This is a genomic window from Gimesia algae, from assembly GCF_007746795.1.
Classification (GTDB): domain Bacteria; phylum Planctomycetota; class Planctomycetia; order Planctomycetales; family Planctomycetaceae; genus Gimesia; species Gimesia algae.
The window spans coordinates 1,270,539-1,286,488 of record NZ_CP036343.1 but is presented as its reverse complement, the minus strand read 5'-3'; the positions used below and the strand labels follow the sequence as shown (position 1 = coordinate 1,286,488).

Below are 15,950 nucleotides of genomic sequence, written 5' to 3'. Positions count from 1 at the left end.
CCCTGATTTTCTGTTCGATGATTGAACAATGCCTGTAAAGGCAGTCAAACCAGGCCTTTATGCTTCCTGAAGAACCATTCAGCGGTCAACAGCAGGATAAAGCACAACAGGAAATACCAGTTATCCCACAGAGACACCCGGTGGTACCGTGTCAGGTCGTTATTCCATAAATTTTCTCTGTTCATGCGCGACAGAAAGCTTTCCAGTTCTTCAGGTGGCAAGGAACTGCCTCCGGAGAGTGACGCGATGGCCTCCAATAGGGAGTAGTCAGCGGCAGGGTTATCCAGTTCCAGATCACGCGGATCTACGATGAATCGAGTTGTGGCGTCGAAGCCGAGTGAGTTACCGTTTTTCTCTGCACGGACCGTGACCCAGTAATCACCCGGTTCCTGAGTTTGTGAATATGTGGTAGTGGAGGTTGCAGCGGCCCCCTGCAGTTCCGTCTTGCTGGTTTTTCCGGAAGGGCCTGTGACCTGCACCGTGAATTGAACATCTGAAATGGGTTTTCCTTTGTCATCCCGGGCTCCAAACTGAATGGGAACCTGACTGCCCGGGGGGACATTGCGGGGTTCAACACGTGCCCAGACACTCTGGTCGGAATCATTTTCTTTATGGGCCAGCCAGAGAATGATCTGTCTCCAGAACCGCTCGTGTTCATTGCGATTTCCGGTTAGAAACCATTGGAAAGTCGTATCGCCGGCGAATGCCATGACACGCGCATTTCCCACATCAGAGGCAAACAGCAAAGGGATGGCTTCATTTCCAGCAGATTCTGCCAGGACCTGGACGGTTTCAAATTTTTTCTTGAGACGATTTGCTCCCTTGAGCGGGGCCAGCGAGTTCCATTTTTGCTGATTTCCCTCGCGGGAACTGTCCAACTGCATCACATATTGTTGCAGTCCCAGTGAGGTCGGTACCATTTTCAGATCTTCCAAATAGTGTAGATCTTTCGCGATGGCATTTCCGTTCTGTTTTTCGCTGGCGCGCATGACGACAGGGATCAAATTCTCCAGAGGAGTGTCTGCATAACCACCGGGGCCAAAGCTATGGTACCCCCCCGTCATCAGTAGACCGGCCCCCTGTTCAACGCGGTCTGCAATTTTTCGGAGGACTGTCGATCCGAGAATGTCGGCAGGAACATCTCCTATGATAAATACATCGTAGCGGGAGAGATCTTTGAGATCCGCATTGACGGGTTTCCTGCTACTGGAAAAACCATTGCCAACCGGAATATAATCCAGCTGAATTTTAGGGTCGTTCATAGAGCGGATGAATTTCTGCTCGGGGCGCAGGGAGTCAAAATAAACGACCTGCAGCCCCCCTTTCTGGACAGTGACAATCGTTTCCAGTCGGTTGTTGGTCTGTTTGATTTCGCCTTCCAGGGGAACAGCTTCTACAGCGATTTTATATTCGCCGGGAATTGTCGGAGTCCAGAAGAGTTCCACCGTGCTCAGTTCATTATTCTGGGTCGGGTGGATCTGGGTCGCAACCCGGGAATTACTGTAAGCTGGTGCTGGAATCATTTTCCCCGCTTCGCCTTTTTTAATTCCAGTACGGTCTTCGACCAGCAGACGTATGGTGATATCGCGATTGGCTGCTCCCAGGCTGCGAACTTTGACACTGATAGGGGTGTTTTTTTTCTCGAATACCAGCGGATCAATGACCAGACTCTCCATGACCAGGTCCAGTGTTGTATCCTCAAGACTGGATGAGCCAAATCCGATTGTATGGATAGGAATGCCCGTGTCACCGAAGTAGCTTGCCTGTGATTTGGCATCGACATCATAGGGAGGCAGCGTCCGTTCGGCTCCATCGGAAAGCAATAGGATTCCCACCAGTCGATCCTGCTGTAATTGACTGGAAATCATTTCCAATGCATAGCCGATCGCCGTCTGCTCTCCAGCAGCTTCCTCTGAAAAAGTCTCAACGGGAACCAGTTCACTGGAGAAGTCAAAACGCCGGATACCGATATTTTCGTCAACATTATCGAGAACTGATTTGACGGTTTGAAGCGTTTTCAATAATTCATTGCGGCGTGTCGTGCTGCCAGGCCCATCTTCTGTCTGCATGCTGCGGCTGGCATCTGCGACGATGTACAGCCACGACTGCTGCTTTGTTTGATCACTGAATTCAATGGAGGGACGCAGCAGCATGAAAACCAGTAGCAATACAGACGTTAACCTTAAACCAATCAGCAGCCGGCGGATTCTCGGTGAGAAATGCCGGACACGTTTCGGATATGTCGTTAGAACCAGCGTGATCAACCCGATGATCAGCAGGATCAGCGTAGGCCAGGACCAGATTGGTTCAAATATCGGTTGCATGATATGTCTGTAAAATCAATAAAATAGAATGGATTCAGGCGCAGATTCAGGAAGTCGTTTCGGCTACCTGATCGATTTCATAGAAAAAGTTTGCGGTAAAGTGTTCGAGGCAAAATAGCAGCAGCAGCAGGGTTGCCAGTAAGGGGAATATTTCCACGCCGAGCCTTCCGGTTCGAATCGTGCGTTTCAGTCCTTCCATGTCGTGGGTGATACTGTACCGGTCGGCACCCAGAAACTGATCAAGTTCGTTTACAGAAATGGGAGTGAAGTTACTTTCAAAAGGGCTGACATTCACACTGAACCCGCTGGAGGAACGGGTACTGTTACTGGAATTGTTGATCAACTGATAATGGCCGACGGCGGTGGTTTCCGGTATCGTGACCTGCTGGGCTCCCGCTTTAACCTGGATCAACAGTTGTTTTAAATCGGGTGTTCTTAACAGAAATATTTCGGGTGTCGGGGCAGAAGCAGGCCATTGATAATGGGCGATTTCACCAGCAAGATAATTCGCACGATTCGATCGCGTGTGGATCAGGTAGCGGGTTAACTGATCTGCGAATGCCAGATATGACCAGCGTGCGTACAGGAGCTGGCTCCAGCCAGATGCATCGACGCCGGTCGTGAGTACGACGACTTTCCCCTGTCCCAGATTACGTTCAATGATAGCGGGAGAGTTTCTGGAGTCGGTATAAGTCGCGATTACCTGCCCTTTCTCGGTCGGTTCGACGCGCCAGTAACGGGAGACTTCCATTGTAGAAAGTTCTCCCGTCCCACCCAGTTCCTGAAAATATTCGAACAGAGAATGGGGATTGTTTTCCAGATCCAGGTATTCAGGAGGGATAAATTTGAGTGATCCCAGTAATTCCAGGGGGAGCAAATTTTGTGCTGCCAATGAATTGAAGGAGACGATCATCGATTCCGGAGCGTCTCCATCACTGCCTAAAATGAAACAGACTCCGCCACCATTTTCCGCGTACTCAGTGCACAGTCGCCAGGCTGTTTGAGGGAGAGTGGTGACATTAATCAGATAGACGGCTGCATATTGTTCCAGTGGTGTCGATTCCAGTTCATTGAGCGAAACCACTTTGCATTGGTAGCGGTTTTTCTTTAATGTGACGAGTTTCTCCGGCGCCAATGCGGCATTCCAGAGTTGGGCTGAAGCGGGGGCCGGACTGACAATTAATATTTCCGGAGGTGGCTCTGCCAGAATCGTGAAATAGCGGACATCATCTGGAAGATAAGGATCTGAAGATGTCAGGCGGAGTTCGCCTTGCGTGATCCTCTGACTTACATTGGCCAGACTCATTTCGAGTTGTGTTTCCTGATTTGATCTTGCTACAGGCTCGGAAGCTGGATTGGTTTCAGAGGAACCTGTGATCGACAGCTGCCGCTGATCTCGTTTGATTAACTGACCTTTTTCATTTTGAGTATAGAGTTCCAGGGTGGTGTTATCTGTGGTAATTCCAGAGGTCACGATTTCTGTTTTAATCGTCACAGAATTGCCCAGCGTGATTGTTTCTCGCGAAAGGTTAATGTGGGAAATTCCCATGTTTTTCGGATTTGTGACACCGACGTCGATCACATAAATTCCCAGCCATTTCAGCCTTTCCAGTTGTTGTCTGATTGATTGAGATGGCTGACTTCTCCAGGCCGAACGAGCCAGATCGGTGTAAATATAAATTTCCCGGACAAATTGATCTGCGCCTGCTGACTGGGGGGCAGCGGGTTGTTGCGTAGTCTGGTTGCGTTTGAAATCATCTTCCTGTCGATTGATGGCTGCACGCAGGCGGTCATCCAGAAACAGGGAGAAAGCGGATGTTTTAAGTGATTTGATTCTAGACTGGACTGCTGTCAGATCTGACTGAAAAGGGAAATGATCTTCACTACTGCTATGCATGACAGAGACCCTGCTCTGAGCAGGCAGGTTGCTTAAATGCTCATCAGCAATCGTTCTGGCCTGATCCAGGCGAGAGAGACTGTCCTGACGGTAATCCATGCTGAGGCTGGTATCAAACAGGAAGATCGCGGTGACCGGGATGTTCTCTGACACAGCGGGCAGCGGTTCGGAAATCTCTGCAAAGATGCGTCTCTGATAAGGCCACAAAACCAGGATCGTCACCAGGAGAAAAGCAGCTGCCCCGATTCCGCCTCTTAAAAATGTGCGACGTGTATTCAGCGTCTGCTGAGAAACGCGTTGTTTCTGATAGTGACGCATCAGCCCCATGTAGACGAGAACCGCGATCAGCCCGATGATAATGAGCATGGTCAGCTCATACGCCGAAAAACCATAATTGGCCGGGGGAAGAGATGGCCTGGTCAATGCGAGGACAATGACAATAATTACCAGTATCCGGAGTAACAGCAGCCAGAAGTGACGCAGTTTGAGTCGACGAGAGTTCTGGATTTTTTTGCGTTGCAGGAGTGCCAGCGCGGGAAAGATCAGTTTCTTTGGTTTTGAACGGAGCAGAAAATGTAAAATCACCGGGATTATTGCCAGAACGATTCCAAGTAATAAACCGGGGTGAATAAGTGACATATATTAAAAATCTATTGGAGAGATTGAGTGGCGAATCAAACGGCCCTGTTGGGAACCTGCTCACTAGAGCGCATCACATTTAACCATAGCGTCTCACAATCTATGATACTCGGTCCAAATGGCCCTGGAGACGCGACAGTAAAACTGGACACAGTCTAGTGGAGTGTCATTTTTAAAATTTGGGTTGATAGATATCACGAGAGTGCGACAACGGAGCACGTAAACAACACCCCCCACCCCTCAATTTGTAGCTTGACAAAGCACTAGCCTTTATTCAGATTTACTGTGTCGTCTCCAATACCATCTGGACTGTGTTTAATAGAATGAGAGACTCTGTTAAAAAATAGGATGCGATCTGACATCTGATTAGAAGCTTGTACTTTCTGTCGGGGCTGTTGATGCAGAATTTATGAAATCGACTGTTTCCAGGCTGTAGTCCATCTGTTCTTTGAGTTGTGATTCACGTGCAATATTTTTCGGGATCACCAGCAAAATCACAACCTGTCGATTTCCTGATTCGGTCAGATAGATCTGAAACTGATACGGAACACCGTCGATCGGCATCTCTGGTATAAAGGTACCCACAGTAAATGATTTGGGATTTGTATACCCTTTCCCTTTAGGGAATTGCTCTGATTTAAAATCTTCCGTATTCAAAAACTGATCAAACGTGTTAGCAATCTGATTATTGACGTTGTTGAAAAAGTTAAGCGCCTCTTCAGTCCGTTTTTCCTGCAGCAGTGTATGATTACTGAGTACATACAGGTACGCGGGACGCTCGACGCTTTCGTTTTCGAGATCGACGGGAACTTCCACTCGCCAGGCGCCTTCCAACCCTGGCAGAACCAGATCCGCATAGTCCGGTTGTCTGGGGTCTATCGTTGGCATGGGTTCCGGTGCCGGAGTCTCAGATTCATCGGTTGATTCCACAGCGACAGGAGTATTCGGGGCTTCCATCTGCTGAAACTCCAGGGGAGCCCTCATTTTGATTGTCGGGGAGGACCATAGCCCCGAGAGCGCCTGATTTCGAGTATCTACGTAGGCAAAATATTGCGATGTTTCATTCAGGCGTTTTTCATAGGTTTCTGAGCCACAACCATGAAACAAAGTCAATCCTGTCGACAGAAGCAGAAGTTGGACACTACCCCTGAAAGGCACCAGATCAAACTTGAATAAAGTGTCCTGCATGATCAATTTCATGTCCCATCTTAAAATAATGGCTGATATCTATAGAAAACGGTCTCTGAAGTCTGAATGGTACCGTGACTCTTCCTGTTCTACTAATAGATTGCCGTTTTCTGGAATGCCAGGCCTGAACCAGCTATTCAACCTTGATGCAGACAGAGGGGGTCCAGAATATGGCGCAATCTAAAGTCGATTGTCACATCTTACCAATCATGTACTGATATTGTTGATGATACTGGAGGGAACGTCAACTTCGATCATTTTGTGTACTGAAGTTTTTAATTTTCGGCCCGAAATCGGATTTCGCCGGAAACAATGACGACTTCTGCCCTGCCTTGCAGTTCTTTCCCGAGAAACGGGGTATTGTGACTGGATGATTTGAGCATCGTCGGTTCGAGAATATAACGGATATCCGGATTAATCAGGGTGATATCGGCGTCTGCTCCCTCTGCCAGGGTTCCCTTCTCAAGGCCCAGGATTTGAGCAGGGCCCACAGTAAGTTTACTGATCAATTCCAACCAGGAAAGGTGACCGGGAGTGATCAGGCTCTGCAGACAGACTGGCAGCAACGTCTCCAGGCCGATAATTCCGAAGTCGGCTCCCAGGATTTCATCGGTTTTCTTTTCCGCGGCATGGGGGGTATGATCGGAACAGATCGCATCAATCGTGCCATCCTTTAAGCCTACGATCAATGCGTCGATGTGTTCCTGAGTACGCAGTGGAGGCAGGACCTTGAAGTTAGGATCATAGTTCTCCAGCATCTGGTCGGTGAGTGTCAGATGAAGCGGTGTGACATCAGCAGTGACATGGATCCCGGTTGCTTTGGCGCGACGAATCTGGGAGACACTGTTCTGAGTGGAGATGCACATCAGGTGAATTCGCCCCTGAGTCAGTTCAGCCAGAGCGATGTCACGGTTGACCATAATCTCTTCTGCGGCTGCCGGGATGCCTTTGAGTCCGAGTACCGTCGAATGGAAGCCTTCATGCATCTGTCCCTTGTCAGTCAGTTCTGCGACTTGAGGGCGATTCAGAATCGGGCGGTCAAACATGCGGGTGTATTCCAAGGCACATCGCATGATTTGTGCATTATCAATCGGGCGGTCAGCATCGGTAAAACCGACGGCTTTCCCTGCAACCAGCTGGCCGATTTCCGCCAGTTCTTTCCCTTCTTGATTTTTGGTGATGGCACCCAGCGGGTAGACATGACAGTTCGCTGCGCGTTCCGCCTGGAGCAGGATAAACTCAGCGGAAGAGCGATCGTCAACCACGGGTGAGGTATTAGGCAGACATCCCAGAGAAGTCACACCGCCGGCTAATGCGGCAGCGGTTCCCGATTCTATTGTTTCGTCTTCTTCGAAGCCGGGTTCGCAGAGCGAGACATGAAGGTCAATGAATCCCGGACTGACGATCAGGCCTGTGGCGTCGATGATTTCGTCAGCAGTGACGGTGGCTTCACACAGACCGGTAATCTTCCCGTTTTCAATTAACAGGTTGCCCGGCTGGTCCAGATCTTGTGAAGGGTCGATAATGCGACCATTTTTGATGAGAATCGATTTCATCCTGGTGTTCCCAAGGAGGCAGTTCGCTGTAGATGAAGCAGGTAGAGGCAGGCCATTCGAATAATCAGTCCATTACTGACCTGGCCTAGAATGATAGAGTGCGGACCATCGGCCACATCGGGAGTAATTTCCACACCCCGGTTGATGGGACCCGGAGCGAGGATCAGTACATTCTCTTTGGCTTTGTTAATACGTTGTTTATTCATTCCAAAGAGGTGTGCGTATTCCCGGATGGAAGGGAAATAGTGTCCCCGTTGACGTTCAAACTGAATGCGCAACAGATTCAGACAGTCCGTACGGGGAAGGACGTCGTCCAGGTTACTGGAAACTTCCACTCCCAGTTTTGAGATTTCACTGGGGATCAATGTGGTCGGACCACAGACAATCACGTGGGCGCCCAGTTTTTTCAGCCCCCATATATTTGACCGAGCGACACGGCTGTGCAGGATGTCTCCGACCAGCGTGACTGTCAGCCCTTCAATTTTCCCGAAGTGTTCCCGGATCGTAAAAATGTCGAGGAGTGCCTGGGTGGGGTGTTCGTGCGTCCCGTCGCCGGCATTGAGGATATTGGCATCCAGGTGTTGTGCCAGCAGTTGCGGAGCGCCGGGTGTTTTGTGCCTGACAACGACATAAGAAACCCCCATCGCTTCGATCGTTTTGGCGGTATCAACAAAACTTTCGCCTTTGGAGAGGCTACTGCCTGACGCGGAAAAATCGACCGTGTCGGCACTGAGGCGTTTGGCTGCCAGACCAAAGCTGATACGGGTGCGGGTAGATGGTTCAAAGAAAAGATTAGCAACGACAGTACCGGCCAGTGGTGTTAATTTGGTTTCTCCAATAGCGGCCAGTCGCTTAAATTCTGATGCCTGATTGAGAATGATATTGAGTTCATCCCGGGAGAGGTCCTGCAGTCCTAAGATATGCTTCCGGTTCCATCCGCTGGAGATGTCAGTTCGATACTCATGGTCGATATTCATAGTCGCATCAGATTAGATTAGGTGCGTATTCCAACCAAGGTGACGTCAGATGCGTACAGACCCCGATCGAAGGATGTTATCACAGGACTGGTAGAGATATTACCAATCCCCCCTGCTCCCTTCAAGGAGAGCGCGCGGAGAACTCTCACACAGCAACTTACTTTTCGAGGGATTTGAGGCTTGCGAGAAAGTCGGGAAACAATTCTGGCTGAATCCCCGGTGGTTGTGCAGATTTGCGCGGTACTTGCGCTTCAGTGACCAGTGAATCTGCGGGGTGGAGACTCAATTCAGCCGCGAATCGAAATTTTCCTGTGGAGAGGCCTTCGATCATCATATTGTCTGTACTCAGTTCTTCCAGCGATTCTCCGGGTGACTTCTGCCAGCCGGCGATCAGAATATCGGAAGAAGCAACAGAACCTTCCCCAATCAGCCCGACAGATGACAGCCAGTTTTTGGGTGGTTTTGAGCCTTGAAACTGAATTAAAGCAGACTGGACCAGACCAAACACACAGTCCCGGGCTTCTATCTGAATGGTACCGGGAATTTGAATCTGGTCACTCCATTTCAATAGCAGAAGTGGACCGGTCTCACGCATGGTCAGATGCTGCAGGTTGAGGTTTAGCTGCTGGTCAATTTCCGGTGGGTGTTCCAGAAAGAGCATGGAAGATGAAGTGAGGTTCAGGCAATTGGCGAGCGAAATATTCTGAGGTGTTTGAGATAAATATACCGCATGTCTGGGAACTGCAAAAATCGTATTCTGAAATGTCAGATTTGTCCCATTTCTCTGTTGTGGATCCAATGGTTTCCAATACAGGGCACTACGGATCTGATTCGAACCGGTTTCTGTCTTTGTGTCCAGTTGCGCGAAGTAACTGGAGTTGATTTTAACGTTTTGGGCTGTCACGTTTAACAGAGCGTGAGTGGTTTGTGCTAATTTCTGTGGTGAACTGGCTCGATTGATAAAAGTCACATTTTCCACCGTCAGTTGTTCAGCGACAACGCGAAATGAATCTTCTTCTATTTCAATTATAGCAGGCTGAGCTGGGTCACCCTTGAGAGTGAGAGGACCGACGGTGGTGATACTGGTCGATTCGTAAACAGTATCCGCTTCCAGCCGGATTACTCCATGTTCGTCGGGAGGGGGGATCAAAGCGTGAACTGCTCTCTCTGGTTCGGAGGGAGCAGGCTGAGTGTCAGGAATCGTTGAGGGACTATTGTCTGTCTGCTTGAAAGAGACTTTGGAAGTGATTTCCAGCAGTTGGTTTCGGGCTCCTTCATCCAGCAGAGTGAACGATAATCCAGAAAGTACAAAAATCAGTGCGGCGATCAGTGGTAATCGCCCTGGTTTTTCTGATTTCAGGTCTGGCTCTGCCCGGGATGTCTGGTGCTGAAAGGAATCGTGAAATCTGGTGAGAACATTCCGTGATGTTGTTCCGGGCCAGAGTTTTTTTGCAGCCTGCATATCCGCCGGACGCTGCCGGTGATCAGCCGCTGTAAAACGAATTAATGCTTCGGCCAGTCCTGCAGGTGTTTCGGGCGCCCAGCTGCGGATATCGGGCACGGATTTCGTCTGATGACAGGCCAGTTTAGCCAGGGGGTCACCAGTCGTAAAAGGAGGTCTTCCGGCCAGTAATTCCCAGAGTAAACATCCCAAGGCATACAGATCACTTTGTGTATCGGGATGACGTCCGGTTCCGATCAGTTCCGGGGCGATGCCATCATAACAACGTGGGGGTAATGCGGCGTGAATGGTCAGTTCGGGAGAGAGTATGGATGCGAGGCCCGGATCGACGAGGGCAGCATTTCCTTTCGCAGTCAGGCGGACATTCCAGGGATGAATGTCACCGTGTATCACTTTGCGCTGCTCAAGCATTCCCAGTGCCTCCAGCAGTTGAGCACCAATGGCCAGCACAACGGGAACAGGAAACCGTCCTCGGCGAATCAGCAGTTCTGAAACAGGAACTGATGGCAGGTAATGACTGATAATCACAACCTGTTGGGGAAGGTGCTTAATGACCCGGGGTAATACCAGAGAGGGATGATGCAGGCCTTGTAACCGCTGCAAGAGAGTTTGAAAATGCTTCTGTAACTGCTGGGGCTGTTCAGGTTTTGGAGTCGTGACTTTCAGAGCACATTGTTCCGCGCTTTCAGGTACTCTGGCGATATAGGTCTGGGAATGAGGCGAATGTCCCAGTTCGGAGATCAGAAGATATGGTCCGACAGCCAGATGTTCCGGGTGACCCGATTCCAGCACCCTCGCCTGGAAGGGAGTGATTTTCTGTGCCTGAACCAGCGCGTCAATCCAGACAGAGTCGAAAGCGGGAATGCCACGCGTCAGTTTACGCACGCGACGTCGACAGCGTCTTACATCTGCTGTGGTACAAAGCTTAAGCTTTGTTAATCGATGCAGTAATTCGGGAGACGGTGGTTCGAGCAACGTGACGAAATCCTTTTCCACAACGTTACGACGAGGCAGATAACCTCGAGCAATATTTGTTTGTCAGTTTTGAGTCCGATCAGCCTGATAGAAAATGAGTTATGGCAAAATTTACAATATTTGGCAATAGTGATCTGCTGCTTTAAGGCTGATTGAAAGTCTCACAGAGGCATTTCAAAAACTGAAATGATCGGGTATAAATGCGTCAGTCTTATATTAACCTCTGAACAAAAGTGTAATTGAAACGAGGCCCTTATTCAGATGCACGTGTTGATCATTGGCAATCAGACTCCGGAAATGGATTCGATTTTTCAATCCGTCAGAGAAATCTGCAGTGAGGCTCAAATCCTTGAGATTTCCAGAATGGAACTGATCCCGTCTGTTAATGTCAATCCGGATCTGATCATTGTTTGCCAGAACTGGCCTGATGAATATGAAACTCATATTTTAGATGATCTCGTCAGCCGTTTTCCATTGAGTCGCTTTGTCTGCTGCTTTGGAGTCTGGTGTGAATCTGATGGCAGGACACGGGCGACGTGGCCGTTCAGTATTCGCGTACCCGCACGCAGCGCTGCTACTCGAATTCAAAGGGAATGGGAAATCATAAAATCAGATGCTCAGGTCTTTCCACTGACCGCCGGGCGTGATGAAATTTTCCTGTGGGAATCGTCGCCTTTACCATTTCGGCTGAATGAACAGGGAGTGGCATTACGCATCTGCGTGTTTTCTGGTGACAGGCAGTATCGCTGCATGCTGGAAGAGCAGATTCGAGGCTGGGGAGGAGAAGTCGTGACTTCCTCTCTCCAGAATACAGCAGATGTCGTTTTGTATGATCTGGATCCTTGGGAATCGGTTCTGGATCAATTAATTAACAGGACAGAACCTGTCCCCATCATTGGCATAATGGGGCTGGCACACCCGGAAATCGTGGCTGCAGCAAAACTCTGGGGGGTGCACAAAGTGGTGACAAAGCTTGCTCCCGAGGCAGAGCTGTTTGAGGCGATCTGCTGTATTAGAAGATTCAAGGAGAATCTGACGGGAGATCGCTGACTTTCAGGTCCTTGAAGTTGAGGTCTGTGGTCGGATCATGCCCCTGCAGGCTGATATGCCCTGCTTTCAATCTCAGGCCTTTGCGAGGATTATCATCTGGTTTTCTGGTGTCCGTCCAGTCGGTCACCTGATAGCCGTCAATCCAGACTGCAATATGCGGTCCATAAGCGGAGAGTGTGGTCGTGAACCATTCATGATCATCGGCCACCACACGTCTGGCTTCGGTTCTTCGGAAAATGGCACCCGTCCCTGCATTTTCAGGTTTGGTGCGGTCGTCTCCTTTGATTCCATTGTGTATCTGAACTTCGTATCCATTTGCCATCCCCTTTTCCGAGCCTTTGATCGCACGGAAAAAATAACCACTATTTAGCGCGTCTCCATTTGACTTCGCTGTCGCCTGGAACAGGAAATCGCCCCAGGTTTCTTCTGTTTCCAGGTAGCCCTGTTTTTCAGCTGTGACATGAATGGTGTCATCAACGACTTCAAACGTACTTTGTGAACCAGGAACAACATTCCAGCCTGTCAGGTCGACCCCGTTAAAAATTGTCGACATACGCAGGGGTTTCAGGTAGATCTTGCGAAATTCAATCGCCCCTTCGTTTTTCTGCAGACCGATGAAACCAATATTCCGCAGGTTCTTTGAAGTGTCTTTGAAATTCAGGACTTGTTTACCGTTGATGGTGGCTATAATCTCCGGTCCTTCCAGACGTACATCACAGGTTTGCCAGTCGGAATTGACGGGGAGCGGTTTTTCGATCTTGCTGCGGGCAACCAGGCTTCCGGTGGGGAAATCGGTCTTCTGATCACACAGATTGAGTTCATAGCAGTCCTTGCTCGGATCCTTAGGATCAAAGGTGGTTCTCAGGAACATGCCGCTGTTTGTTTCGGGACTCAGCTTGAACTCGAATTTCAGCTCGTAGTCTGCAAAGGGAGAAGTGGTGAGCAGTAAACCTGGTTCCCCTTTGTCCGCTTTGATGACCCCTTCTTCGACATGCCAGTTGACATCATTATTGGGTTTCCAGCCAAACAGGCTGTGACCATCAAAAAGTGCGATCCAGCCGGCAGCGATCTCTTCATCAGTCAGGCCTGTATCGGGAATCACATCACCTGCCGGTTCCTTTATTTCAGAAGGAGCCTTGACTGCTTCGCCGGCTACAGGCTCCGCATAGGATTTCGCAGCCGGGGAAGGATGTTCCACTTTGAGGCAGCCTGCCAGCACAAACGGAATGAGTGTTAGGAAAACCAGACTGACACATGTACTTCGAAACATAATTTCTTTCCCTCCCAATGAAACAATATAACAGCCGCTACTCGGTTTTCACTCTTAGTTTTCCGTCATACCCCAGCGCAGAAAAGCTTCCAGGAAACCATCAAGATCACCATCCAGAATGGGCCCCGGGTTGCCTGCTTTATATCCCGTCCGTGCATCTTTAACGTACTGCTCGGGATGCAGAACATAATTGCGAACCGTCTGACCTCCAAAACCAATCTTGGACTTACCGCCTCGTTTCGCAGCCAGTTCTGCATCACGTTTTTCCTGAGCGATCTGGAACAGTTTCGCTTTCAGCATCTTGCGGGCTTCAGCACGGTTTTTGTGCTGACTGCGATTGTTCTGGCATTGCACAACCACCCCTGATTCAAGATGGGTCAGGCGGATGGCAGAATCTGTTTTATTAATGTGCTGCCCCCCTGCTCCACTGGCACGATATGTGTCTTCGCGGACATCCTGGTCCCAGCTGATTTCAATTTCTGCAATTTCACCCATATCCGGTGAGACATCAATCGCGGCAAAGGAGGTATGTCGGCGCCCTGCAGAATCAAACGGGCTGATCCGAATTAAACGATGATTTCCGGTTTCTCCTTTGAGATAACCATAGGCGTAGTCCCCTTCAATCCGAATGGTCGCACTGCGGATGCCTGCTTCCTCCGCATCGGAACGATCCAGCAGTTCTACATTGAACCCTCGGCGTTCACACCAGCGTAAATACATGCGCAGCAGCATCTCTGCCCAATCCGAAGAGTCGGTGCCGCCTTCTCCTGCCTGAATACTCAGGTAGGCCGCAGAACCATCTTCCGGAGCGGACATCATGGCTTGAAGCTCCAGATGCTCCAGTGTGGATTCGAGTCTCGCGGCAGTGGCTGAGAGCTCTGGGATACTGTCTTCGCTCCCTTCTTCCTCAATGAATTCCATCAAGACTTCAAGGTCTTCGGCACCTTCGACAAGTTCGGTTAGCGGCTTGATAACCAGTTGTATCTGCTGCATTTCGTTGACGAGTCCCTGGGCTTTCTCCTGGTTGTCCCAGAAACCGGCTGCTCCCATGAGCTCGTTGATTTCTACAGTGCGTTTTTTTTTGTCAGCGTAGTCAAAGAGAGTCTCGTAGTTTGACGATGCGATCCATAATTCCAGTGCATTTATCTTTGAGTTCGTGATCCATGTTTCGTTCTTTCTTAATGTTATCGATAACTGATCTCTAAGAACTGATATTCTTATTGATGCAGGTTTTACAGCGTGTGGCGGAGTATCAACTACGATTTTAAAGAGCTAAGTCCAATGCCGATATAATCAAATCCCTTTTGCTTCATTTTGTCAGGCTCATACAGGTTCCGTCCGTCAAAGATGATGGGATTCGACAGTTTATGTAGAATATAATCAAAGTCCGCATGTCGAAATTCATTCCATTCTGTGACAATGACCAGGGCATCGGCTCCCTGCAGAGTATCATAGTGGTGATCGAAATAAGCAAGCTGATCGCCATAAATGTCTTTGACATTATTCATGGCAACCGGGTCGTGGACCTTCAGTTGCGCGCCGGCCTGCAGAAGTTGGTCAATCAAAACCAGGGCAGGTGCCTCACGAATATCATCTGTTTTCGGTTTGAAGGCCAGTCCCCAGATCGCAAAAGTCTTTCCCTGCAGATCGCCTTTGAAGTAGTGGTTAACTTTTTCAAACAACACTCTTTTCTGAGCAGTGTTTACCTGGTCGACGGCATTCAGGATGGATGGCTCCATCTGATGACTTTTTGCGACGGAAATCAGTGCGGAAACATCTTTGGGAAAACAGGAACCCCCATAACCCACGCCGGGAAACAGGAAGGAAAAGCCAATCCGTTGATCATGGCCGATGCCTCGTCGCACCTGGTTGATATCGGCACCCACCCGTTCACACAGGTTTGCCATTTCATTGATGAAACTGATTTTTGTCGCCAACATGCAGTTTGCGACATATTTTGTCATTTCCGCACTCTCCAGTTCCATGGAAAGGAATGGATGTTCGGTACGCAGAAACGGTTTATAGAGTTCGTGCAGGGTATCAGCTATTTCGGGTCGGGACACTCCCACAACAACTCGGTCGGGCTTGGAGAAGTCATCGATGGCTGCTCCCTCCTTCAGAAATTCCGGGTTGGAGGCGACATCAACGATCCTACCTGTCAGTTTCTGAAGCAGTTCAGCGAGTTTGCGGTTCGTTCCGACCGGGACCGTACTTTTGATAATGACGATCGAATCTTCTGCCAGGAGAGGTGCGAGCGACTCGGCGACCTTCCAGATACTATCGAGATTGGCTGAGCCATCTTCTTTCTGGGGAGTCCCCACTGCGATGAAGATACACTTGGCGTCAGGGATGGTCTCATCATAACTGGTCGTGAATAGAAGACGCCGGGCTTTCGTATTTCGTTTCACCATTTCTTCGAGCCCAGGCTCAAAAATGGGAATCTCACCAGCTTTCAGTTTCTGAACTTTGTGTTCATCAATGTCGATGCAGGTAACTTGATTCCCGCTTTCGGCAAAACAAGTGCCTGTCACCAGTCCCACATAGCCAGTGCCAATTACTGCAATTTTCATGTTTTTCTCTTTTGATTGAATGAAATGCAGAGAGCTGAATGT

General features: G+C 49.4%; 10 protein-coding genes. 1 reads left to right on the top strand and 9 read right to left on the bottom strand.

Translation table 11 applies throughout. The features are described from left to right. Positions 1 to 44: 44 nt before the first annotated feature. The 6 genes from Pan161_RS04810 to Pan161_RS04785 all read right to left on the bottom strand — a co-directional run bounded on the left by Pan161_RS04810 (position 45) and on the right by Pan161_RS04785 (position 11,018). Positions 45 to 2,324, bottom strand: coding sequence for a glutamine amidotransferase (locus tag Pan161_RS04810; RefSeq protein ID WP_145224534.1), 2,280 nt, complete (start codon positions 2,322 to 2,324; stop codon positions 45 to 47). A gap of 46 nt (positions 2,325 to 2,370) precedes the next feature. Continuing rightward, positions 2,371 to 4,860, bottom strand: a complete 2,490-nt coding sequence (locus tag Pan161_RS04805; RefSeq protein WP_145224532.1) for a vWA domain-containing protein — start codon at positions 4,858 to 4,860, stop codon at positions 2,371 to 2,373. A gap of 366 nt (positions 4,861 to 5,226) precedes the next feature. After that, positions 5,227 to 6,048: a hypothetical protein gene (locus tag Pan161_RS04800; RefSeq protein ID WP_145224530.1), complete on the bottom strand. Its 822-nt coding sequence runs from the start codon at positions 6,046 to 6,048 to the stop codon at positions 5,227 to 5,229. Between the two features lie 275 nt (positions 6,049 to 6,323). Then, positions 6,324 to 7,604, bottom strand: coding sequence for a dihydroorotase (locus tag Pan161_RS04795; protein WP_145224528.1), 1,281 nt, complete (start codon positions 7,602 to 7,604; stop codon positions 6,324 to 6,326). After that, positions 7,601 to 8,581, bottom strand: a complete 981-nt coding sequence (locus Pan161_RS04790; RefSeq protein WP_145224526.1) for an aspartate carbamoyltransferase catalytic subunit — start codon at positions 8,579 to 8,581, stop codon at positions 7,601 to 7,603. Before Pan161_RS04790 ends, Pan161_RS04795 begins: the two co-directional genes overlap by 4 nt. 157 nt (positions 8,582 to 8,738) lie before the next feature. Next, the gene (locus Pan161_RS04785) at positions 8,739 to 11,018 is read right to left on the bottom strand and encodes a serine/threonine protein kinase (RefSeq protein WP_197995695.1); all 2,280 of its coding nucleotides are present in this window, start codon (positions 11,016 to 11,018) and stop codon (positions 8,739 to 8,741) included. 261 nt (positions 11,019 to 11,279) lie between these two features. Between Pan161_RS04785 and Pan161_RS04780 the strand changes: the two genes are divergently transcribed. Next, the gene (locus Pan161_RS04780; RefSeq protein ID WP_145224522.1) at positions 11,280 to 12,068 is read left to right on the top strand and encodes an ANTAR domain-containing protein; all 789 of its coding nucleotides are present in this window, start codon (positions 11,280 to 11,282) and stop codon (positions 12,066 to 12,068) included. Here Pan161_RS04780 and Pan161_RS04775 read toward each other — a convergent pair. The 3 genes from Pan161_RS04775 to Pan161_RS04765 all read right to left on the bottom strand — a co-directional run bounded on the left by Pan161_RS04775 (position 12,040) and on the right by Pan161_RS04765 (position 15,908). Beyond that, positions 12,040 to 13,338, bottom strand: a complete 1,299-nt coding sequence (locus Pan161_RS04775; RefSeq protein WP_145224520.1) for a 3-keto-disaccharide hydrolase — start codon at positions 13,336 to 13,338, stop codon at positions 12,040 to 12,042. The two genes, Pan161_RS04780 and Pan161_RS04775, sit on opposite strands and share 29 nt — an antisense overlap. Positions 13,339 to 13,392: 54 nt before the next feature. Next, a protein-coding gene (gene prfB, locus Pan161_RS04770; RefSeq protein ID WP_197995694.1) for a peptide chain release factor 2 occupies positions 13,393 to 14,503 on the bottom strand; the annotation gives its coding sequence in 2 pieces (ribosomal slippage) (positions 13,393 to 14,433 and positions 14,435 to 14,503; 1,110 coding nt in all). 91 nt (positions 14,504 to 14,594) lie between these two features. Then, positions 14,595 to 15,908 carry a UDP-glucose dehydrogenase family protein gene (locus Pan161_RS04765; RefSeq protein WP_145224516.1) on the bottom strand — a complete coding sequence of 438 codons (1,314 nt, stop codon included), beginning with the start codon at positions 15,906 to 15,908 and terminating at the stop codon, positions 14,595 to 14,597. Between the last annotated feature and the right edge of the window lie 42 nt (positions 15,909 to 15,950).